Below are 18,183 nucleotides of genomic sequence, written 5' to 3'. Positions count from 1 at the left end.
GGGTGGGTGTCTGGGCTACCCCCCCACCCCCTGACCAGCTCTCGGCCCGGGCTGGGCCTCGTCGCGGGGGGGGGGGCCGCCACCCCTCAAGCCCTCGGGGCCCCGCGCCGCGGGTGGCCGCGCCGCCAGGGAAGGTCGGTTGGGCAGGTCAGCGCAGGGCGGCGAGCGCGTGCGCGGGGTCGGGGACGAGGACGGCGCGCTGCTCGGCGAGCAGGCGGACGTTGCCGTCGGCGCGCACGTCGCCGGTGGGGGGCGGGACGAGCACGGGCCGGTTCAGGTCGGCGGCGACCTCGGCGGTGTGCATCGCCGCCTCGGCGTGGTCCAGGGCCTCGACGAGAACCACCGCCCGCACCAGCGCGGCGAGCAGTGCGGCGCTGGCCCGGAGCGTTGCTCCGCTGGCCGGGGTGCCGGGCGGGAACAGGCTGACCACCGCGCCGCCGCTGGCGGGGATGGAGCTCAGCAGCTGGGCGTGGTCGTGCGGGTGGGCGCGGTCCAGGCCGCGGGGCAGGACGGCGAGCGTCGGGCGCCCGGCCTGGGTGGCAGCCCTGTGGGCTGCTGAGTCGACGCCGTACGCGAGCGTGGCGGTGACCGTGTGCCCGGCCTCGGCGACGGCGGTGGCGAAGGCCTTCGTGCGGGTGAGGGCCTCGGCGGTGGCGGCCCGGTTGCCGGTCACGGCCACGGCCCGGGCGGTCAGCTGGGGCAGCTGCTCGTGTCCGCGCACCCACAGACCGAGCGGGCGGTCGGGGCCGAGGTCGGCCAGGGCGGCGGGCCACGCGTCGTCCGACGGGATGACGAACTGGCACGTCAGCTGGGCGTTGGCGAGTTCCTCGCGCGGCTTGTACTGGGCCAGGCGGCCGCTGGCGTCGTGGTCGACGCCGTATTGCCAGACCTCCTGGGCAGGGTGATGGGCGAGATGGGCGGCGACCTGGTGGGGCGGGAAGTGGGCGGCGAGCGCGGCGCGGGCGGCTCGCTCGGACAGGGCGGGGCTGGGCACGGTGTACCTCCGTGAACGGCGGCGGCCGGCAGGCATGCCGGTGCCGTGATGGGCGGTGCGGGATCGTGTGGCGTGGTCAGCGGCCGGTGCGGCTGGGTGCGGTGACCGCGTCCCAGGAGCGGCGCGGCGGCGACTGCCACCAGTCGTCAGCTGGTGCGGCGGCGGGAGCTGCGGCCGGACGGGGTTCAGCGCGGGGCGCAGGCTCGGGGGCCGCACGCGGTGCCGGGGCGGGCGCGCGTCCGGCGAGGACGGCGGGCAGGGTGTCGTCGATGTAGGCGACGTGGTGGGCGAGGTCCACGCCGATCTGGGCGGAGTCGAGGTGGAGCAGGTTGTCGCGCAGGGCCAGGTTCCCGGTGGCGATCACGTGCACGGCGTCGGTGAGGCACTCGGCGGCGTGCCGGGCCAGCGGTCCGGTGACGGTGCAGATGACCGGGACCGGCTCGCCGTCGCGCCACTGCCCTCGGGTGCGGTCGTACTCGCGCGGCACCTGCATCACGGTGAACCGGGCGGCGGGTGTGCCGTGTTCGGTGTGGCGCAGTTGCACGGTCCCGTACACGCGGCCGCGGATGACAGCGGTGGTCTCTCCGCTCATAGAGGTACTCCTTGATGCGACGAACGGTCTGGCGGTGCCCGGGGGCCACCCAAGCAAGTTCCATAATACCTATAACTAGGGGCGGGTGTCATCCCCCTTTTCTCACCGTGGAGACACCCGCCCCGTAGAGGCCGGCTTGGGCCTACTCGTGCTCCGCCTCAACTCCTGCGGCAGGCTGGGGGATTCGGCAGGGCCCGGGTCCCTCGCAGCAGGTTGCCGCAGCCGGGTTGTCCCACTGGCAGGTCGGGCAGCGCCACAGGAGGCCGGCGGCCAGAGCCGCGGCGAGGATGGGCTCCTTCTGTATCCGTACGGCGTCGGCCGCGCTCAGTAGCGCGTCCAGCAGCGGCGGCCTGGGGGCGCCTTCTGCATTGCTGTCGTCGAGCACGATCGTGTCCTCGACCTTGACCCGCAGCGGCACCGTGTCGTCGGGCCTCACGAGGTGGTCCGGGGCGCTGTCGAGGTGGACGGACACCCGGACGGCGCCGACCTGGGGGTCGAGGTAGGCGAAGACCAGGACGCCGTCGACCTCCAGACAGGGAAGACCGCCGTGGATTCCGGCGTGGAAGACGGCGGCACGGTTGGCGCGCTCGCAGTCGAGGGCATCGGGGAACTGGAAGGCGAGCGGCACGATCCGTGGCCGGCCCCGCCCGCCGATGGTGTCGGCGTACAGCGAGTAGCCCTCGTCCGGGCGGTTGTCGCGGTCGGGCCCGTAGTAGAGGTCCACGGCCGTACGGTCGTCGGTGGGCGGAGTGTCGGGGACGTCGTCGTCGCCCAGGAGGTTGTCCCAGCTTCCGCGCACGTGCCGGGCGAGCTCGGCCAGCGCGGAGCCCTCGTCGGTGAACAGTTCGATGCCGTCTTCGTGCCGGTCCCAGCGGCGCAGCACCCAGGCCTGTCCCGGCGGGCGCGGCGGAATGCGCGCGACGGCTGGTGCCGAGGCGGTGAAGTCGAACTGCTCCAGCCAGTCGCTGAGGAGGTCGACGACGTCCGCGCCGGGCCACTCGTCCGTGCGCTCCTCCAGATCGGTCAACTGCCTGTGCAGCGCGATGACGGCCTTGCCGACGGGGGTGCTCCGGTCGACGGGGGTCTTCGGCTCGGGGGTGGTCACGGTGGTTCCTCTCTGGTCGGTGGGGGCGGGGCCCGGCATACCTGCGTCGGGCTCAGAATTCGCCGAGAATGCGCAGGCTGACGTGCCAGCGGTGGGGGCCGGCCTGCTGCTCGGCGGTGGCGGTCGCCCGGCGGAGGTCGTCCTCGTAGCTGTGGTTGATCCACGCCAGGACGCGCAATTCCGCCTCGGCCGGGCTGGAGGCGTCGATCGCGAACAGGGTCGTGGCGGAGGGCCACCCCTCGTCCGGCCGCTCGAAGACCGTCTCGCTGACGCGCTGGGCGTGCCAGGCGGTCTCCGGGTCGTCGGGAACGGGCGGCAGGGTCACGGGGTACGCGGTGGGCATGCAACTTCCCTTCGGGGGTGCGCAGATGGGGGCGGCGTACCGGGCCGGGCCCGGTACGTACGGGCTAGGGCTGCTCCAGTCCCAGGGCGGCGCGCAGCAGGTCGAGCAGGGCGGCGTGGTCGGCGGGCAGGACGGCCTCACGCAGGACGCGCTTGCGCAGGACGGGCACGTCCAGGCTGATCCCGACCGGGACGTCGGGCGCGTCCTGGCGGAACACCACCTGGTAGTGCCGGGCAGCGATCATCCATGCCTCGTACCGGTCGGCGGGCCGTCCGCTACGGGCGGTGTGCCCCTCGTCCGGCGTCAGCTCGGGGCACGGGCACGACGGGTCGGAGCAGGGGCGGGCCGCGGGATGGGAGGCGAGCACGGGGCGGGAGCGGTAGTGGGTGGCGGTGCCGTTGAGCATCGGGCAGTTCGCCGCGGTGTAGGGCTGGCACTCCGGGTGGAGCGCAGGCTCGGGAGAGTAGCCCTGCTGCTGGTCGGCAGGGCGGACGATGACGAAGAACCGCTCTTCAAGGGGCTGGGAGCAGATCTGGCACAGGCGCTGGAGGAAGGCGCGCCGGGCACGGTCGGCGTCGAGGCTGCCGAATACTGCGTGCCCGTTGTGGATCAGGGAGACCCACGGCACGACCAGTCCGCCGGCCAGCGGCCGGGCGAGGCAGCGCACGGGGATCGCGCGGCTCATGGAAGTCACGCTCCCTTCACGGGAGTTGCGGGTGAGGACGGAATGGCCGGGCCGGGGGCAGCACTCGGCGCGCTGCCCCCGAATCTCCGGGGCGATCTAGGAGTCGGCCGGGGTGTCAGTGAGCTCGATGCAGGAGGCCGGGACCTTCGCGAGCCGGTAGCGCTTCTCGTCCTTGGCGATGCGGAACCGGGTGCCGTTGTTCGGGTCCCGGCGCAGCCGCTCGGTGGAGGCCTCATCCAGCAGGAAGTCGAAGCGGGTGCCCGTGCGGTTGGGCTGCTGGACGGTGCCGGTCAGCAGGCGAAGACAGGCCGGGCGGATCGTGGCGGTGATCCGCCCCGTGCGGCCGGGCGTGATGACCGGGCGCTGGTCGGCGTCCAGCTGGAGCAGCCGGTCCGTGGCTGCCTCCTGGACGACGGCCACGGACACGACGTCGGGCAGTTCGCGGATGAAGGCGCGGACCTCGGCAAGGGTGGGCATGGGAGTATCCCCTCTCCTGTTGCGTGGGATGGGCCGGGCATCTGTCACGCCCGGCGGGAACCAGTGCCTGAAGGCGGGCCGGGGGCGGGCACCGGCTGATGCGGTGCACGGCGGTCAGCCGAGCGGGTAGAGCACCAGGGCGGCGCGGGCGTTGGCCGGGATCTTCTCGAACAGCTCGCGAAGCTCGGCGTCTGCCGCGAGCTCGCTTTCCAGCGGGTAGACCTCGCCGGTCAGGTCGTAGACGGGGGAGTAGCGGCCGTGCGCGTACGTGCTGAACGGCGAGTAGAGGTTGCCCTCGGTGTCACGGGAAAGCACGACCAGGGTTTCGCCCGGCAGGCTGGCCCATTCGTTGCCGACGAGCTGGCGCAGCACGTCGAGGGTGAGCGGCTGGTCTCCCTGGTCTTCCCCGTCTTCCGGCGGCGTGGGCTCGGCAGGGCCCAAGTTGGGCATGGCGGACTCCATAGGGGTTTGATCGAGTGTGATCCGGGGGCCGGGCACCGTCGGTGCCCGGCCGCGTCGTGCGTGTCAGGCCTGGCGGGAAGGTCAGGCGGTGGGCTCGCCTTCGGCGTCGTCGCCCCGGTGTGCGGCGACGGCCTGCTCCTCGACCTCGGACAGCCGGTAGCTGCCCTTGTCGTCCTGGCCGAGCTTCTCCAGGAGCAGCAGGTAGGCAGCCTGCTGGGGGGTGGGGTCCTCCCACAGGAAGCGGACCTGCATGCGGGCGTCGTTCCAGCCCTTCGGCTCGCGCATGTCGCGCTCGAAGGCGGCGGCGACGTGCGCGAACAGCACATGCGCCGTGCGGGCCTTGGACAGGGTGACCAGATCCGACAGCCGTACCCGCTCGAACGGGCTCTCGGGCAGCTTCACGCCCAGGAAGCTGGCCACGTCCTCGGCCTCCTGCCGCTGCGCCCACTTGCCGTAGAAGGGGGGCAGGTCCAGCAGCACCCCGAGGGCGAACCGCCAGGCGTCCTCCGGCAGGGCCTTGCTGCTGCGCACCAGCCGGGTGACGAACTCCTTGCGGGGCCCGGCGGCGGCCTTCCACGCCCGGTTGCACGCGGTGGTGCGGGCCCGCTCGGCGGCCTTCTCCTCGTCCTCGGCCGTCTTGGTTGGCTTCGGCTTCGGGCGCACCTTGTGGCCGTACTCGGCCGGGTCGGCGCAGTACCAGATCGGCTGGTGCTCGTCGTCGAGCCGGGCGCTGTGGCCGGGGCAGCCCTTGTGGTTGTCCTCGTCCAGCGGCCTGCCCAGCGGCGTGGTCAGCTCCGACAGCGGGTGAGCGGTGTCCTTCTCCCCGTAGGCCAGTTGCGTGGGCAGCATGGGGATGTCCGCCTTCTCCAGTGCCGCGACGGCCTCCTTGCGGGCGGTGCGGTCGTCCTGTTCGGCCTTGAGTAGCGCGAGTTCCTGGTCCCAGTGGCCGCGCCCTCCGCCCTCCTCCGCCTCGTCGCGGGCCAGCGCCCGCAGCAGGCGGTCTTGCGCGCGGGGCACGTCCTCGACCTCGGCGAGCTGGGCGATCTGTTCCAGGTCCATGCCCCCGGCAGAGGCGCGGCGCAGGGTGGCGTCGTCGAGCTGCTGGGCGCGGCCAAGCCGCTTGCCGGTGCCGCGCTTGAGGCCCAGGGCACGCGCGGCCTGCTTCTGCTCGACCTCGTCCATCCCGATCAGCGAGAGCTCGGCGGCCTTCAGGGTGTCCTTGGGGGACATGCCCTGGCGCTGGTGGTTCTCGATCAGAGACAGGAACCGCGTCCAGGCGTCCCGGCCGACCAGGTCGGCGCGCACATACGCCTTGATCTGCCGCTTCTCGTGGCCTTCCGCCTCGGCGGTGGCGTTGGCGATCTGCGCGGCCTGGGTGCGCCGCCAGCCTTTGAATGCGCCGTACGTGCCGTCCGGGCGGGGGCGGACGCTGACCGGGTCCTGGACACCGACGGCCTTGACGGAGTTGATCAGGTCGGCGTCGGGCTCGGTGTCGTGTTCGCGGGCGTTGCATTCGTCGCGCGCGATCGTGTCCGGGTCGAGCAGGACGGCGGTCAGGCTCGCCTCGTCGGCGTCGACCGGGGCGGACTCGGCGGTCTGGTCGGCGGAGTCGGGCTTGGTGGCTGTGGCCATGTCTGGCCTCCTCGTGCTGGGTTGACGGACTTTCAGCGGTGCCGGGAGGGAGCCACCCTCTCGACATGTTCCATAATACTGCATTCCTGGGGTGGGGCAACTGAATTTCTCAGCGCTGCCTCACCGCCAAAAGTGCAGTTCACATGGCCTTGCGGCGCTGTGCCGCGTGCACGGAGCAGGCGTACACAGCACGCCTTCCGCCCCAGATGCGGGGGAAAGAGGTCACCTGCTCGGTGCAGGGCAGGCCGCAGTCGACGCACCTGCGGTCGTCATCAGCCGCGGGGGCCGGCGCGGGCGGCGGGGACAGTGCGGATCGGGGCATGGCGGAGCCTCTCTCGTCTTCGGGACTGTGGGAGTGCCGTACGCGCTCTGCGCGGGCGGGTGGCGGCGGTTACGCGGGTTCGCCGCTGGTGGCTTCGCGGCGGTGCTGCTCGGCGAGCGCGCGAGCACCCAGCTGCGATTCGACCGTCACTCTCCAGCCGCAGGAGCAGGACGCGACGGTGGAGCCGTCGTACATCTGGCCGCCCTTGCGTTCGCGCCCCAGCCCGGCGGAATCGCTTCGGTCGAACGGCCGGTGCCATCCGGACGGCTGGCCGGTGCGGGTCAGGTGGCGGGCCTCGGGGGCGCACAGCAGACGCAGGCCTGCGTCTGCCACGGCGGCCACCTTCCAGGAGTCCCACTCGGAGCCCTCCAGTTGGCCGGCCAGCTCCGCGCCGGTGGTGCTGCCCAGCTCGATCCGGCCGTCCGGCCAGACTCGTGCGGACGCGCCGGGCATGCTCCAGCCGACCGAGCCGTCCAACTGCCGGGGGGTGCCGTTGCGGTGGTCCGGTGTCATCCGCGCGAGCAGCCGGACCGAGGACATGGCGGCGGACGGGTGCCGATGGTCGGCCGTTACCGGTGCGGCCTGGGCGATGGCGGCCAGCCAGGCCGGGGCGAGCGGGTACGCCTCGGGGTGCAGGGTCAGCAGCGCGGCGCGGTCCTGTCCGTTGCGGGAGTGCACGGCGGCCCGTACGAAGTCCGAGGAGCGGGCGTACCTGCGCACGGACACCGGGCCGTGCCCGGTGGTGAACCGGGCCTGCTGGCGGTCGGCGAGCGTGGACAGGTCGGCGGTGTCCAGCGGGGTGTCAGCCTGGGGCACGGCGGTGGTCCTTTCGTGTGCGGGATCTCCCGGAACGCGGGTCAGCGGTGGGGGCACCGGTCGGCGAAGTGCCAGGTGAAGGTGCGTCCTGAGGTCATCCCGTGGCTGGGGCAGCCGGGGGACAGGACGGAGCCGCCGCAGCGCAGGAGCGTGCAGATGCAGCGCGGGTCGGCGTCCAGGTGGGCGTGTACGTCGGGTTCGGGGTGGGGGAACACCGGGGCCTCCTTCGCCTCGGGCGGGCAGGGAAGGACGGTGCTCAGTCCTGGACAGGGCCCTTCGCCTGGTTCTCGGCCCGCCACTGCGACAGCTGGCGGGCGCACGCCGCACTGTCGGCGAGGCAGTCATCAGCCGTGTCGGGGGAGGGGTGGCGCACCACGTCGATCGCTTCGCCCTCCGGGTCGTACAGGCGGGCCGTCCACCCTCCGCTGCCCCTGCGGCTGCCGTGGTCCTCCGGCGCGTGCTCGGCGGAGCCCTCGTCGTCGATCTGGATCCTCCAGTCTTCGACCAGGGGGACGAGTACGGCGGTGTTGCCGGGGCCGGGGGCGCTGGTGAGGCTGCACCCCTGGAACGCGGCCAGTTCCAGCGCACGGATGAGGATCTTGCCCGCGCAGGCGGGGATGTCGCGGGCGGCCACCGGTGCTGCGTCGAGTCGCTCGCGCAGGGCGGTGACCAGCTCCAGCGCGGCCGTGGTTCCGGCCGACAGCCGTACGCCGCTGGAGCCGTCCGTGAGTCCGGCGTGCAGCTCGGCGAGGACGGCGGGGGCCGTGGGAGCTCCGGGCAGGTGATCGACGATGTTGGTGTGGAGCAGGAAGAGTCGTGCTGCCCAGTGCCTGGCGGAGCTCTCCGGGGTGCTGTCGGGGAACTGCTCACAGGTCAGGTCGTACGCCCGCGTGATGCCGTCGCGGGTGAGGGTCCGCAGGGTGCGGGCGGCGGCGATGATGCGCGCTGGGTCGGCGAGCGGGAAGAGGTCGCGCTGGTCGGTGGCGTGGGCCTCGTAGAGGACTCCGTCCCACAACACGGCCAGTTCTACGGCGCGTTCGGCCCGGTGGGCGAGCCGTGCCAGCCGCCGGGGGTCGCTCTGGGTACCCCGGGTGAGGGCGGCGCCGGCCTCGCGCTGGAGCGTGTAGGCGTGCTGGGCATGGGTGGTGAGCAGCCCGGCCGCGTTGTGCAGGTCCACGGGGAGTCTCCTCGCTCGCTTCGATCTGACATGTTCCATAATACGTTATACGAGGGGTGGGGCAACTGAATTTCTCAGCGCTGCCCCACCGTGGGCGGCGCAGGTCAGGGCGGCAGATACCGGGCCGCGTGCAGGGAACCGGCGCGCTCAGGCGTCGCGCCGGTCCTGCTCGCTCGCGGCGGTTCCGCCCAGCTGCGCCTTCTCCTCCGCCAGCAGCACCCGCATCTCCTCGGCGCTCACGCGGCCGGTGACCTTGTCGTACGGGAGCTTCCCGTTCCAGGAGTACTGGCGGTTGGCTTTCGACACGACCGGCCCGGCCTCGGGCCCGCCCGGCACGGTGACCGTCTTCTTGTTGACCCGCAGGACCTCCAGCAGGCGGCTGCCGGAGCGCACGAAGTCACCCGGCTCGAAGTCGTCCGGCCCCCACAGCTTCACGCCCTCGGCCTCGGCCTGATCGATGACCCGCTCCCATACGCCGATCTCGTCGCACAGGTCGGCATGGTCGGCGTCGAGCCGGATAAGGGCCGCGACCAGGGCCTCAACGGTGAGCTTGCCCGCCTCCGCGCCCTCGACCGTCCGGGCCTGCTGGCGCTCGACTCGGCGCCGGTCGGCCTGTAGGCGCTCCAGGCGGCGCAGCGTCACCCCCGGGTTCTTTCTGTGCTGTTCGTAGTGCTCGGCCGTGACCGCGCGGTCCGCGCAGCGGTCGGCCTCCGCCTGCTCCTGGACGGACTGGCCGAACAGGCGGTGCGCGCGCTCCAGGTCGCGCATGTGGCGGTTGGCCGAGTAGTGGTCGACCTTCACCGGCTCGCCCGCGTACCCGCGCGTGATCTCGCGCCCGCGCTCCCATTTCGCGTCCGACGACGTCTGGTAGAGCTCGGCCCGGGCCTCGAAGTGCTCGGCGCGTCCGGCCGCCCGGTCGGTGCGGTCCTTCTCGGCCTCGGCGAAGGCCCGGCGCTGGGTCTCGTCGATCTCGACGGTCACCTGGTGGCCGGCCTCCCGTAGGGCGTCGGCCGCCTGGCCGATCAGGTACAGGTCGGCGCGGCGGTCGCGGGAGCCGCGCAGGTAGATCCCGATCGAGGTAGAGGCCCGGAAGCGGAACGGCCGGAGCAGCTCGTACGCGCCGTCGCCCTTCACTGAACCGGACAGCAGGGTGCCCTCAGCGCGGGTGTGGGTGATGGTCAGGGGGGCCTTCGCCGGACGCCCCTGCGCTTCGAGGTCGGCGACCAGTTCGGCCGACGGATACAGGACGGCGCTCCAGCAGGTCGGATCGGTGCAGGTGTACCAGGTGCCGGTGAAGCGCTGTGCGGGGGACTGGTCGCCGGTGTGCAGCGTCATGGGGCCGTGCTGGCGGCACTCGGGGGTGCTGGTCGCGTCGGTCACGTAGGTGCCCTCTCTCGGTGCGGGTGTGGTGGCGGGGGAGGGGTGCAGCCCTCCCGCGGCGCGTTCGGCCCGGTGGGCGGCGCGGCTGCGGTGCAGTCCACGGGGACTGCCCTGCCCCTTCATGTTCCATAATACCTACATCATGGGGTGGGGCAACCGATTTTCATGGGGCTGCCCCACCCCGAAACGGGCAGATCAGGGCCTGGTCGGCGGGTCGTTGTACGTGACCTGGATGCCGTCCAGCATGACGGCCACCGTCCGGCCGGTCCTGGCCAGGAGCCGAGCGTAGGCCTCCAAGTCCTCGTCGTAGCGCTCGACTTCGCGTTCAGGTGCCTCGAAGCGGGCACCGGGCCGGATCGCCCCCCAGGGCTCCAGCAGCCGAGCCACCTTGGCCCTGCCCGGCTCCGCGCTGGGGTAGATGTGGAATCCCGGCGTCTGCGTGTAGTCGACGTCGGTCAGGCCGTAGGGCATGTGCCCGGCGGTGGCCAACTCCACGGCCAGCGCCCGCAACTGCTCGACCTCGATCAGGTCTGCCGACAGTCCCGGCAGGTCCATGGACGCGACGGCGGCGCGCCGGGCGGCGTCCTCCTCGCCGTTCGCGCTCTCGGCGATCCCCTGGGCCCACTCCCGGTCGTCGTACGTGCGCAGGCAGGCGCCGGTGAACTCGTCGACCAGGTCCCATCCTTCGCGCCCGGCGGCAGGGGCGATCCGGAACCGGGTGTCGGAGGGCTCGGCTGGGGGCTCGGCGAAGAACACGTTGCCGCTGCCGTGCGGCTCCGTCGTCGCCAGTCCGGCCCGGCGCAGGGCGTCGGCCATGAACGGTGCTACGGCGCGGGAGGGGCCGTCGAGCGTGTGCCACCAGGCGACGGCGCACCGGGCGGTCAGCCCCAGTGGGCGGCGTACCGGCTGCTCGGAGATCGCCACCCCGCCACGGGGGCGGTCGAGGAATCCGGCAAGGGCGGATTCGGCACGCTGGAACGTGGCCACCTGGGGGGCGGTGCGCTCGCGCAGCTCGGCCAGGGCGGCGGTGTGCGCGGGCAGCAGCCGCTGACGGATGTGGTCGGCCGTGTGCCGCGCCGTGGCCTTGGCCTGGCTCTCGCTGGGGCGCGGGCGGGGCAGGGCGGTGACCGTGATCGCCTTGACCTCGATGCCGTGCGCGGTCGCCTGCTCGGGCAGAACCGCGGTGACGGTGATCCGGGTCCGGGGGCGGTTGGGGGTGAATTCCAGGGCGCGGCCGTCGGCGTAGACGACACGCACCCGGCCGGTGTCGCCGTCCTTCTCGGTGCGGTCGGCGCCGAGCTGCTCGGCAACCGCGCGTGCGAGGGACTCAAGGCCGGCGGGGGTGGACAGTTCCATGAGGGGTCTCCTTCGGGAAAGGTGGGCGGGGGACTCGGGGCGGTGCGCCTACGGCGCAGGGGGCTTGGCCTCGCGCTGGGCGGCGTGGCGCTCGGCGTCGGCGCGGGCGTCCTCGGCGGTGTATCCGGTGTCGCACCAGGCGTGGCAGAGCTGTCCGGGCGGGGCGTTGCAGGTCTCGCACCGCTCCTCGAAGTCCTCGGGCCCAAACGGCGGCGGGCTGCTCATGCCGGGACGTCCTTGATGTGCTCCGCCACCAGGCGGGCGGACAGGACCGGGGCCCTCGTCATCAGTGCCGCGCAGCTGGCCTGCCAGATCTGCCCCGGACTGGACGGGGAGATCTGGAAGTTGGTGGCCGGGCTGACCTGCCACGTGCGGCCGTGCGGGTCGGTCACGGTGTAGGTGAGGTACTGCGGGTCGTCCTGGCGGCCGTTGTCGCTCCAGCTAAGGCCGGCGGCGGTGAGGGCGCGGCCGAGCTGGGCGCAGCGTTCCGGGGTGGCGTGCGCGAACGTTGCCACGGGTTGTCTCTCCTCGTGATCAGGGGCGGGGGCCGGGGCGGCCTGGCGGTAGGCCACCCCGGGGAGCTGCCGCTATCGGCCTACGGGCGGGTGAGCTCGCGGTGGATGCGCTCGCTGGTCTCGCTCGCCTCTCGGCGGGCCTGATCGGCCGCTGCCTCCGGGCTGGCGGCGTAGACGATCTCGACGCTGCCGAACGCGTCTTCGGCGTCCACGGTGTGCTGCTCGCACAGGTCGGACAGTTCGCCCGGATCGGTGGGGGCCTCCTCGACGTGCCAGATGTCGACGTTGCCGCCGCCCTTCCACTGACCGACCACGAAGTACGGGCGGTCCTGGCTCTCCGGCGGGGCGGTGGGCCGGGACAGTTCCTCGTACTCCGACCGGAAGAGCGTCAGACGGCGGCTCTCTTCCGAGGCTGCGCGCGTGCTGATCTCGGCCCACTTCGGCAGGTACTCGGCGCGGTGGGCCAGGCTCTCGCGGTCCGGTGCCAGTAGGAGTGCGAGCACCGGGTGCGGACGGGCGGTGAACCAGCGGGCCAGCGTCCACCAGGCGGCCAGACTGCGGGCGGCCTGGACCCGGTGGGTCTCGGCCTCGTCCAGCCAGCGGGCCTGCGCCCGTTCGGCGTGCGAGATCATCGCGTCCAGCCACTTCAGCAGCTGCGGGGCGTCGTGGCGGCGGGCCGCGTGCTGGAGGCTGGGGAAGTCGCTGCGCGCGGCGTAGTGGCCGGCGCATGCGCGCAGGATGGCGGTCAGCGTCTGGCTGGCCTGCGGGGGAGCGGGCCGGTCGTCGGTGTCGGTCAGATCGCGTTCCAGCCATCCCCAGGGCACGTCGGCGGAGTGGGCGAGCACCCGGACCGTGTTGCCCTGGTAGGCGCGGCCACGGATGCGTACCAGCGGCTCGGCGGGGAGCTCGCGCGCGCTGACGGATCCGAGACTGGCGCGGACGGCGTCGAAGCGGTCCCATCGGGCGGGGCTGCTGGTCGCGGTCACGTGGACAGTTCCCTTGGCGGCACCGGTGAGGGTGTAGAGCACGCTGCCGGTGGCATCCGCCTCGGACGGAACGGCACGGACGGTGCCGGACGGGGTCGCAATGGTGATCACAGGGTGTCTCCTCACAGGGCGTACGGGAATGGGGAGTTGGCGGGCGACCCGGCCCCCGCCGGGGCCGGGCGGGGGCCTCAGCCGGTGACGGACGGGTCCGGCAGGAACGGGGCGGGGTACGCGCGGGCGACGGGCGCCGAGCTGCCCCCGCACGGCCGTACGGCGGCCTGCACCGCGGCGGTCCTCATGCCGTGCAGCCGTCCGCGCTCGATCCGCCACCCGCACACGATCGGGCCCGAGGCCTGCTCGGTCTGCACGACCAGGGTGGCCAGGACCGTGCAGCTGCCTTCCAGGGCGGCCGTCACAGCGGCCTCGATGGTGACGAACTCGTCCGGGTCGGCATCCAGGTGCCATGCGGGGGCGGTCGTGACCGTGACGGTGGCGCTGGCCAGGGCGTACCGGCCGTCGACGTCCACCGCGGCGTAGTGCAGGCGGTGACGTCCGGTCCCCAGGGCGGTGAAGAGCTGGGCGAATGCGAGGTGCGCGCGGTCGCGGGCGGCGGTGATCGCTTCGTCTCCGGGGTAGGGCAGGCTGCGGCGGTCGGCGCGGGCGGGCTGGTCGGGGTACGGGCTCGTCACGGTGACTCCAGCGGGGCGACGGGTTGGGGGCCGGCTGCGCGCGGCGGGCGGGGGTGCCCGCACGCCGTGGCGCGCGGGCACTGGTCAGATGACGGGGCGGCGGCGGCCCAACTCGTCCAGGCGGCGGATGTCGGGCGCGGGCTCGTGGAAGTGGCACCAGGTGCGCCCCATGAAGTCCTCGGCGGTGTAGAAGTGCACCGTCCGGGCCTGGTCGCTTCCGCCTGCCGTGGTGTACGCGGCGGCGTACCAGTAGCCGTTGATGTTGAACGGAACGGCGTCTGCGGGCCACTCGTGCGGGATCGGGGTCAGGTGCGCTCGGCGGGCGTGGTGCAAACGGCGGTCTGTGGTGAGGTCGACCGCCATGAAGTGGTCCCGCTCCATCGGGTGCTGCTCGCCGAACTCGTCGTCCTGCTCCCAGCAGGCGTCGCAGTGTCCGAACCACGTGCACGGCAGGAGGTACAGGGGGCGGTCGTGCATCTCGGTGATGCTGCCGTGGTAGGTGACGCGGCTCCCGATGAACAACCTGGGCGCGGGGGCGGTCTCAGACATGGGCGGCCTGCCATGCCTTCGCGTTCCACTCGCGAGTCAGTTCGTCGGCGTACGCGACGTCGCGCGCGGCCTCGGCGTCCAGCGCGGCCACCACCAGGACGCTGCCCCGGATCTGGTCCGCGCGGCGCTGGGCGGCGGCGGCCTGCTCCTGGCGCTCGGCCTCCTCCTCCGGCACGCGCCGCACGAGGAAGATCCGGTCGTCGCTGGTGAAGATCACGAGGTAGCGGCGGAAGTCCTCGATACGCGAGGGGCGGGCTGGGCCGGTGGTGGTGTCGGCCAGCGTGGCGCGGGCCGAGTCCAGCAGTTTCGCCACTTCCTCGGTCGCCTTCACGCCCGTGTCCCGCTGGTGCTGGTTGCGGCCGTAGTAGACGCGGGCCTTGTCGCGGACGGGGGCGAACTCCACCGGGGCGTAGATGCTGATCATCCGGCGGGCGTAGGCGTCGCGCTGGTCCCGCTCGGCCTGGGCGGCGCGCGCGGTGTCGGTCACTTTGCCCTGCGTCCAGCTCAGCGCGATAGCGGCGCACGACGTGCCGTAGTACACGACGTCTTCGGCGGTGCCGTCCTCGTTCCCGTCGGCGTCCAGCGGCATGAGCGCGACGGTGCGCTTGAGTCCGCGGCGGCCGCAGCAACCGCACGTGTCGTAGTCGTCGACGATGCCTTTGATCGTCCACTTCGGGATGGGCATGGATGGCCTTCCGTGGGGCGGTGGGTGTCGAGCTGCTGGGCGTCCGCCGGCGCGGCCTGGGCGCAGGAAGCGGCGGACGTGTTCTTGGCGCGCGGGCTGCTCCGCAGACGCGACGCGCTGCCACTACGCGGCAGGGGCCGGCGGGCAGCGCTCCGCGCTCCTGATGCGGGGTTGAGCGCTCCGCGCTCGGGGGCGGGTGCGGCCACTGCTGGCCGGTGGGGCCGGGTGGGCACCCCCGTGGGGGAGTTGGGGTGCCCACCCGGCGGTCAGGGGGTCAGACCGTGGTGAGGGCGAATGCCTTCTCCATCAGGTCGTTCGCCGCTCCGCTGATGACCCGCTCGGCGCGGGCGTCCGCCTTCTCGGCGTCGGTCTTGCCCCGGGTCGGGGCGACGTGGTTGGCGTACTCGGTGAGCGCGTTGTATCCGGCCCACCGCGTGCCCCGGATACCGGCCTGGGTGTCGGCGTGCTCGAACAGGTTCGAGATCGCTCCCCACCGCTGGCGCTGGTTGGTCTTGGCGCGGGCGTGGTCGCTGTCCTTGACCGGCCACAGCTCGTCCACCACCGACTTCAGCTCGCTGAGCGTCATCTCGGCTTCGATCATGCGCTGTGCGGCCTGCTCGAACTCCTCGGCGTACTTGAACGTCAGACCGAGGGCGGAACGGGCCTGCGCGATACGGGCCTTGGCTCCGGCGGTGTGCCGGACCACGAACGAGGAGCGTGCCCCGTGGATGGCGGCGCGCATGGTGTTGGCGCACACGACCCGGACCGGTGTCACGACGATGCGGAACGCGCTGCCTCCGTCGTGGCTGTTGAATGCCGCGATGTACAGATCAACGTCGTCGTTCCCGCCGATCGTGAGACCCTGCGGCATCTTCATGGTGAGGAACACCTGGCGGCCGTCCTTGAGCGATCCGGCGGTCTCGAAGTGCGCGCCGGACTCGTCGGCCAGCAGGTTGAGGAACTCGGCGTGTTCTTCGTTCTGAACGGGGTGGTAGTCGCTGCCGACCACTCCGAGGGTCTGCGTGCGGCCGGTCTTGGGGTGTGTGCGTGCGGTCGCGAAGTGCTGCGGGACCTCCAGCGGCGCGACTCCGTCGGGCGTGATCTCGGTCGCGGTGAGGGGGAGGAGTCGCACGTTCCAGCCGGACAGAGACGCGATGCGCATGGCCTCCTCGGCGGTCATCGCGCCGTCGGTGACGGTTCCGAGCTTGTGCCAGGCGCTTGTGTTGGCGGACGCGAAAGCGGCGGTGCCGTCGGTGAACTGCTCGATCTCGTGAGCCACTTGGGGCTTCCCTTCTGATGACGAACTTTCGGCGTGTCCGGTAGGGGGCCAACCCTTCCGAACTGGTTCCATAATACCTAACCCTGGGGGTGGGGCAACCGATTAAATCTCCGGTGCGCCCCACCCCCGGGGCGGCCTGCTGACCTGCGGCTACGACTGCGGCGGCTTGTACCGGGTCAGGTCATTCTTCCTGCTCGGCAAGGGCGGTAACGCCGTAGTAGAGGTACTCCGGCACGTGGAACACGTTGGTCTCGACCGGGTAGTACTGCGGGCGCTCGGTGACCATACGGAACATCCGCCACCCGTCGGCCGCGTCAGTCTCCGACCACTCCAGAACCTTGCCGAAGCCTGCGAGCGTGTCACCGACTGCGAGGTACTTGACCTGTGCGCGGTAGCGCATGGTTCCGGTCCGGTCGCGGCCCTCTTGCTTGACCACATGGGCGCGGGGGTGGGTCGTGAGCTGCTGGGCGATCCTCTGACTCATGATCAGTTCCTTTCCGTGGGGGCTTACCGCTGCCAGTGCTGCGGCAGTGCCGTGACGCTCCACGTGTGGACTCCGGTCAGTGCGGTGACGAAGGCGCCGTTCCTGTACTCGCTGAGGCGGTAGAGCGTGGACTCTCGTCCTCGGCGGTCCAGTTCGCGCTCAATGCGCGTCACCCAGTAGCGGCCGTGGCAGCACTCCTGCGACCCGTGGTAGCTGACCAACTGCCCGATGCTGGGGCCGCTGTCCGCGTGTAGGGCGGCGGACAGGTTGGCCAGGGCCGTACCGAACGTGTGGGGCGGCAACGGCACGTCGGCCAGCGCGGGCCCGGTGTGCCCGGTCCGTACGCCGGAGATCCATCCCACCTCGAACAGGGGCCGGGTCAACTCGCGCACGTCGTGCGGGAAACCGGTGTTCTCGGGGAGCTGTTCCAGTGCTGCCCGGAAAGCGGCCTCCATCTGCTCTCGCTCTGCCTCGGTCGCCGGAACGGCGCGGTGGGCGGGCTCAATGCTCGTCATGCTCACGTGACTTTCCCTTCGGTTGGTGTAGGTGCTGGGGCTGTCCGGGGGGCCCGGTAAACCGGGCCCCCCGGAATTGCCTCCTACTTCAGTCCGCGCGTCCGCAGAAATTCACTGATGCGGAATGCGATGGCTCGCACCGAAAGGGATGCTCCTCGGAATGTTCCGAGAATGCGGGGCCCGGTGTCGCTGTCGTGGATGATGTGGAACTCAAATCCCTGGGCGACCGGCAGAAGGATTCGGATGGGACCGGCCGTGGTCTCGAACCGAATTGACGTGGTGTTGTCGTCCTGGTTGTGCTCGATGACGGCGTCCCGGAGGAGTTCCGGGCGCGGGAGGAAATTGGCGATCCGGCGGGCCTTTGCGGCCTGAGGGGTCGTGATCTCGTCCGTACTGGGAGCCACCTTGCCTCCGCTGATGACGATTTCCACGCTTACGCCTTTCTGTTGACGAACGTTCGGCGGTGCCGGTTAGGGGGCCACCCCTTCCGACATGTTCCATAATACAGCACTCCTGATCTGTTGCACCACCTCACGCGCAATCTCCTGCGCTATCTCCTGCGTCATCCCCTGCCCTCGACCAGCGGCCGGCCTTTCCAACACTCCAGGTCAGAGGGGCTCTTACGCGTGGTCGGGGGAGCTGACATCCCCTCTGCTGCCGCTCTCCCTGCCCGAATGAGAGAAAGGTGGGGGCGGGCTAGGGCGGCGCGGCGGCCTCGGGGATCGGGGCCGGGGGTTTCAGGTTGCGCGTCGGCGGGGCCTCCGCGCTCGGGCGCTGGCGCGCCCGGACCGCACAGCGGTCTGCCGGAGGCAGCCCAACCCCCCCACCTCTGAACGGGCGATCGGGCCCCGGAGGGGCCCTATTGCCCTCCTCTCGTATTCCGTGATTTACTTTTCTCCACGGAATACAATTCAAGTCCCCTCGGTTTTAAGGGGATCGGAGATTCCCCCCGAACCTGACTCCGGGAAAGGGCGCATGACGGACCCTCAACCCAATCCCCAACTCAAACCCGAACTCTCCGCCCCACAATCAAAATCAGCACCCGGATTTGTGCCGGAGGCACAAACCCTCTCCGCCTGTCTTTTCGTGCCGGAGGCACGCAGGGTTATGGAATGGCCGGAGGCCAATTCCTGTCTCTTA

General features: G+C 71.8%; 23 protein-coding genes. All 23 read right to left on the bottom strand.

Annotated elements, in window-relative coordinates; genetic code table 11:
- Window positions 1-148 precede the first annotated feature (148 nt).
- The 23 genes from ACWGJB_RS37840 to ACWGJB_RS37730 all read right to left on the bottom strand — a co-directional run bounded on the left by ACWGJB_RS37840 (window position 149) and on the right by ACWGJB_RS37730 (window position 17,474).
- Window positions 149-994, bottom strand: a complete 846-nt coding sequence (locus tag ACWGJB_RS37840) for a DNA-processing protein DprA (RefSeq protein ID WP_453384585.1) — start codon at window positions 992-994, stop codon at window positions 149-151.
- Between the two features lie 76 nt (window positions 995-1,070).
- On the bottom strand, window positions 1,071-1,586 hold the full coding sequence (locus ACWGJB_RS37835; RefSeq protein WP_453384584.1) for a single-stranded DNA-binding protein: 516 nt from the start codon (window positions 1,584-1,586) through the stop codon (window positions 1,071-1,073).
- Between the two features lie 142 nt (window positions 1,587-1,728).
- A complete protein-coding gene (locus ACWGJB_RS37830; protein ID WP_453384583.1) occupies window positions 1,729-2,691 on the bottom strand; it encodes a hypothetical protein in 963 nt (320 codons plus the stop codon).
- A gap of 52 nt (window positions 2,692-2,743) precedes the next feature.
- The gene (locus ACWGJB_RS37825; protein ID WP_453384582.1) at window positions 2,744-3,034 is read right to left on the bottom strand and encodes a hypothetical protein; all 291 of its coding nucleotides are present in this window, start codon (window positions 3,032-3,034) and stop codon (window positions 2,744-2,746) included.
- Window positions 3,035-3,098: 64 nt separating this feature from the next.
- Complete coding sequence (locus tag ACWGJB_RS37820; protein ID WP_453384581.1) at window positions 3,099-3,719, bottom strand: cell envelope biogenesis protein OmpA; 621 nt, start codon at window positions 3,717-3,719, stop codon at window positions 3,099-3,101.
- Window positions 3,720-3,815: 96 nt separating this feature from the next.
- Window positions 3,816-4,196 carry a hypothetical protein gene (locus ACWGJB_RS37815; protein ID WP_404205770.1) on the bottom strand — a complete coding sequence of 127 codons (381 nt, stop codon included), beginning with the start codon at window positions 4,194-4,196 and terminating at the stop codon, window positions 3,816-3,818.
- Between the two features lie 114 nt (window positions 4,197-4,310).
- On the bottom strand, window positions 4,311-4,646 hold the full coding sequence (locus ACWGJB_RS37810; protein ID WP_453384580.1) for a hypothetical protein: 336 nt from the start codon (window positions 4,644-4,646) through the stop codon (window positions 4,311-4,313).
- A 93-nt stretch (window positions 4,647-4,739) separates the two neighbouring features.
- A complete protein-coding gene (locus ACWGJB_RS37805) occupies window positions 4,740-6,290 on the bottom strand; it encodes a ParB/RepB/Spo0J family partition protein (RefSeq protein WP_453384579.1) in 1,551 nt (516 codons plus the stop codon).
- A 391-nt stretch (window positions 6,291-6,681) separates the two neighbouring features.
- Window positions 6,682-7,428 carry a hypothetical protein gene (locus ACWGJB_RS37800; RefSeq protein WP_453384578.1) on the bottom strand — a complete coding sequence of 249 codons (747 nt, stop codon included), beginning with the start codon at window positions 7,426-7,428 and terminating at the stop codon, window positions 6,682-6,684.
- Between the two features lie 41 nt (window positions 7,429-7,469).
- Entirely contained in the window at window positions 7,470-7,643 is a 174-nt protein-coding gene (locus ACWGJB_RS37795) for a hypothetical protein (protein WP_453384577.1), read from the bottom strand.
- A gap of 41 nt (window positions 7,644-7,684) precedes the next feature.
- Complete coding sequence (locus ACWGJB_RS37790; RefSeq protein ID WP_453384576.1) at window positions 7,685-8,605, bottom strand: hypothetical protein; 921 nt, start codon at window positions 8,603-8,605, stop codon at window positions 7,685-7,687.
- 147 nt (window positions 8,606-8,752) lie between these two features.
- The gene (locus ACWGJB_RS37785) at window positions 8,753-10,108 is read right to left on the bottom strand and encodes a DUF3560 domain-containing protein (protein ID WP_453384575.1); all 1,356 of its coding nucleotides are present in this window, start codon (window positions 10,106-10,108) and stop codon (window positions 8,753-8,755) included.
- A gap of 72 nt (window positions 10,109-10,180) precedes the next feature.
- Window positions 10,181-11,341 carry a hypothetical protein gene (locus ACWGJB_RS37780; protein WP_453384574.1) on the bottom strand — a complete coding sequence of 387 codons (1,161 nt, stop codon included), beginning with the start codon at window positions 11,339-11,341 and terminating at the stop codon, window positions 10,181-10,183.
- Window positions 11,342-11,389: 48 nt separating this feature from the next.
- On the bottom strand, window positions 11,390-11,566 hold the full coding sequence (locus ACWGJB_RS37775) for a hypothetical protein (protein WP_453384573.1): 177 nt from the start codon (window positions 11,564-11,566) through the stop codon (window positions 11,390-11,392).
- Window positions 11,563-11,856: a hypothetical protein gene (locus tag ACWGJB_RS37770; protein WP_453384572.1), complete on the bottom strand. Its 294-nt coding sequence runs from the start codon at window positions 11,854-11,856 to the stop codon at window positions 11,563-11,565. The genes ACWGJB_RS37775 and ACWGJB_RS37770 overlap by 4 nt, the downstream gene beginning before the upstream one ends.
- A gap of 80 nt (window positions 11,857-11,936) precedes the next feature.
- Entirely contained in the window at window positions 11,937-12,953 is a 1,017-nt protein-coding gene (locus ACWGJB_RS37765) for a hypothetical protein (RefSeq protein ID WP_453384571.1), read from the bottom strand.
- Window positions 12,954-13,030: 77 nt separating this feature from the next.
- Window positions 13,031-13,531, bottom strand: a complete 501-nt coding sequence (locus ACWGJB_RS37760; protein ID WP_453384570.1) for a hypothetical protein — start codon at window positions 13,529-13,531, stop codon at window positions 13,031-13,033.
- An 84-nt stretch (window positions 13,532-13,615) separates the two neighbouring features.
- Window positions 13,616-14,080 carry a hypothetical protein gene (locus ACWGJB_RS37755; protein ID WP_453384569.1) on the bottom strand — a complete coding sequence of 155 codons (465 nt, stop codon included), beginning with the start codon at window positions 14,078-14,080 and terminating at the stop codon, window positions 13,616-13,618.
- Window positions 14,073-14,765: a hypothetical protein gene (locus ACWGJB_RS37750; RefSeq protein ID WP_453384568.1), complete on the bottom strand. Its 693-nt coding sequence runs from the start codon at window positions 14,763-14,765 to the stop codon at window positions 14,073-14,075. The genes ACWGJB_RS37755 and ACWGJB_RS37750 overlap by 8 nt, the downstream gene beginning before the upstream one ends.
- A 274-nt stretch (window positions 14,766-15,039) precedes the next feature.
- Window positions 15,040-16,044 (bottom strand): DUF932 domain-containing protein, encoded by a 1,005-nt coding sequence (locus ACWGJB_RS37745; RefSeq protein WP_453384567.1) that lies wholly within the window; start codon window positions 16,042-16,044, stop codon window positions 15,040-15,042.
- A 181-nt stretch (window positions 16,045-16,225) separates the two neighbouring features.
- Complete coding sequence (locus tag ACWGJB_RS37740; RefSeq protein WP_453384566.1) at window positions 16,226-16,528, bottom strand: hypothetical protein; 303 nt, start codon at window positions 16,526-16,528, stop codon at window positions 16,226-16,228.
- A 23-nt stretch (window positions 16,529-16,551) separates the two neighbouring features.
- Window positions 16,552-17,043, bottom strand: a complete 492-nt coding sequence (locus tag ACWGJB_RS37735; protein ID WP_453384565.1) for a hypothetical protein — start codon at window positions 17,041-17,043, stop codon at window positions 16,552-16,554.
- Between the two features lie 83 nt (window positions 17,044-17,126).
- The gene (locus ACWGJB_RS37730) at window positions 17,127-17,474 is read right to left on the bottom strand and encodes a hypothetical protein (protein ID WP_359437912.1); all 348 of its coding nucleotides are present in this window, start codon (window positions 17,472-17,474) and stop codon (window positions 17,127-17,129) included.
- Window positions 17,475-18,183: the final 709 nt, after the last annotated feature.

The sequence above is a fragment of the Streptomyces sp. NPDC054813 genome (genome assembly GCF_053611365.1).
The sequence above is the reverse complement of the archived record's forward strand: the minus strand, read 5'-3'. Positions and strand labels throughout refer to the sequence as shown.

Bases quoted from the DNA above. Each gene is read 5' to 3' on its own strand.
- ACWGJB_RS37835 (WP_453384584.1), bottom strand. From the start codon at position 1,586: ATGAGCGGAGAGACCACCGCTGTCATCCGCGGCCGCGTGTACGGGACC.
- ACWGJB_RS37825 (WP_453384582.1), bottom strand. From the start codon at position 3,034: ATGCCCACCGCGTACCCCGTGACCCTGCCGCCCGTTCCCGACGACCCG.
- ACWGJB_RS37820 (WP_453384581.1), bottom strand. From the start codon at position 3,719: ATGAGCCGCGCGATCCCCGTGCGCTGCCTCGCCCGGCCGCTGGCCGGC.
- ACWGJB_RS37815 (WP_404205770.1), bottom strand. From the start codon at position 4,196: ATGCCCACCCTTGCCGAGGTCCGCGCCTTCATCCGCGAACTGCCCGAC.
- ACWGJB_RS37810 (WP_453384580.1), bottom strand. From the start codon at position 4,646: ATGCCCAACTTGGGCCCTGCCGAGCCCACGCCGCCGGAAGACGGGGAA.
- ACWGJB_RS37805 (WP_453384579.1), bottom strand. From the start codon at position 6,290: ATGGCCACAGCCACCAAGCCCGACTCCGCCGACCAGACCGCCGAGTCC.
- ACWGJB_RS37785 (WP_453384575.1), bottom strand. From the start codon at position 10,108: ATGAAGGGGCAGGGCAGTCCCCGTGGACTGCACCGCAGCCGCGCCGCC.
- ACWGJB_RS37780 (WP_453384574.1), bottom strand. From the start codon at position 11,341: ATGGAACTGTCCACCCCCGCCGGCCTTGAGTCCCTCGCACGCGCGGTT.
- ACWGJB_RS37775 (WP_453384573.1), bottom strand. From the start codon at position 11,566: ATGAGCAGCCCGCCGCCGTTTGGGCCCGAGGACTTCGAGGAGCGGTGC.
- ACWGJB_RS37755 (WP_453384569.1), bottom strand. From the start codon at position 14,080: ATGTCTGAGACCGCCCCCGCGCCCAGGTTGTTCATCGGGAGCCGCGTC.
- ACWGJB_RS37750 (WP_453384568.1), bottom strand. From the start codon at position 14,765: ATGCCCATCCCGAAGTGGACGATCAAAGGCATCGTCGACGACTACGAC.
- ACWGJB_RS37740 (WP_453384566.1), bottom strand. From the start codon at position 16,528: ATGAGTCAGAGGATCGCCCAGCAGCTCACGACCCACCCCCGCGCCCAT.
- ACWGJB_RS37735 (WP_453384565.1), bottom strand. From the start codon at position 17,043: ATGACGAGCATTGAGCCCGCCCACCGCGCCGTTCCGGCGACCGAGGCA.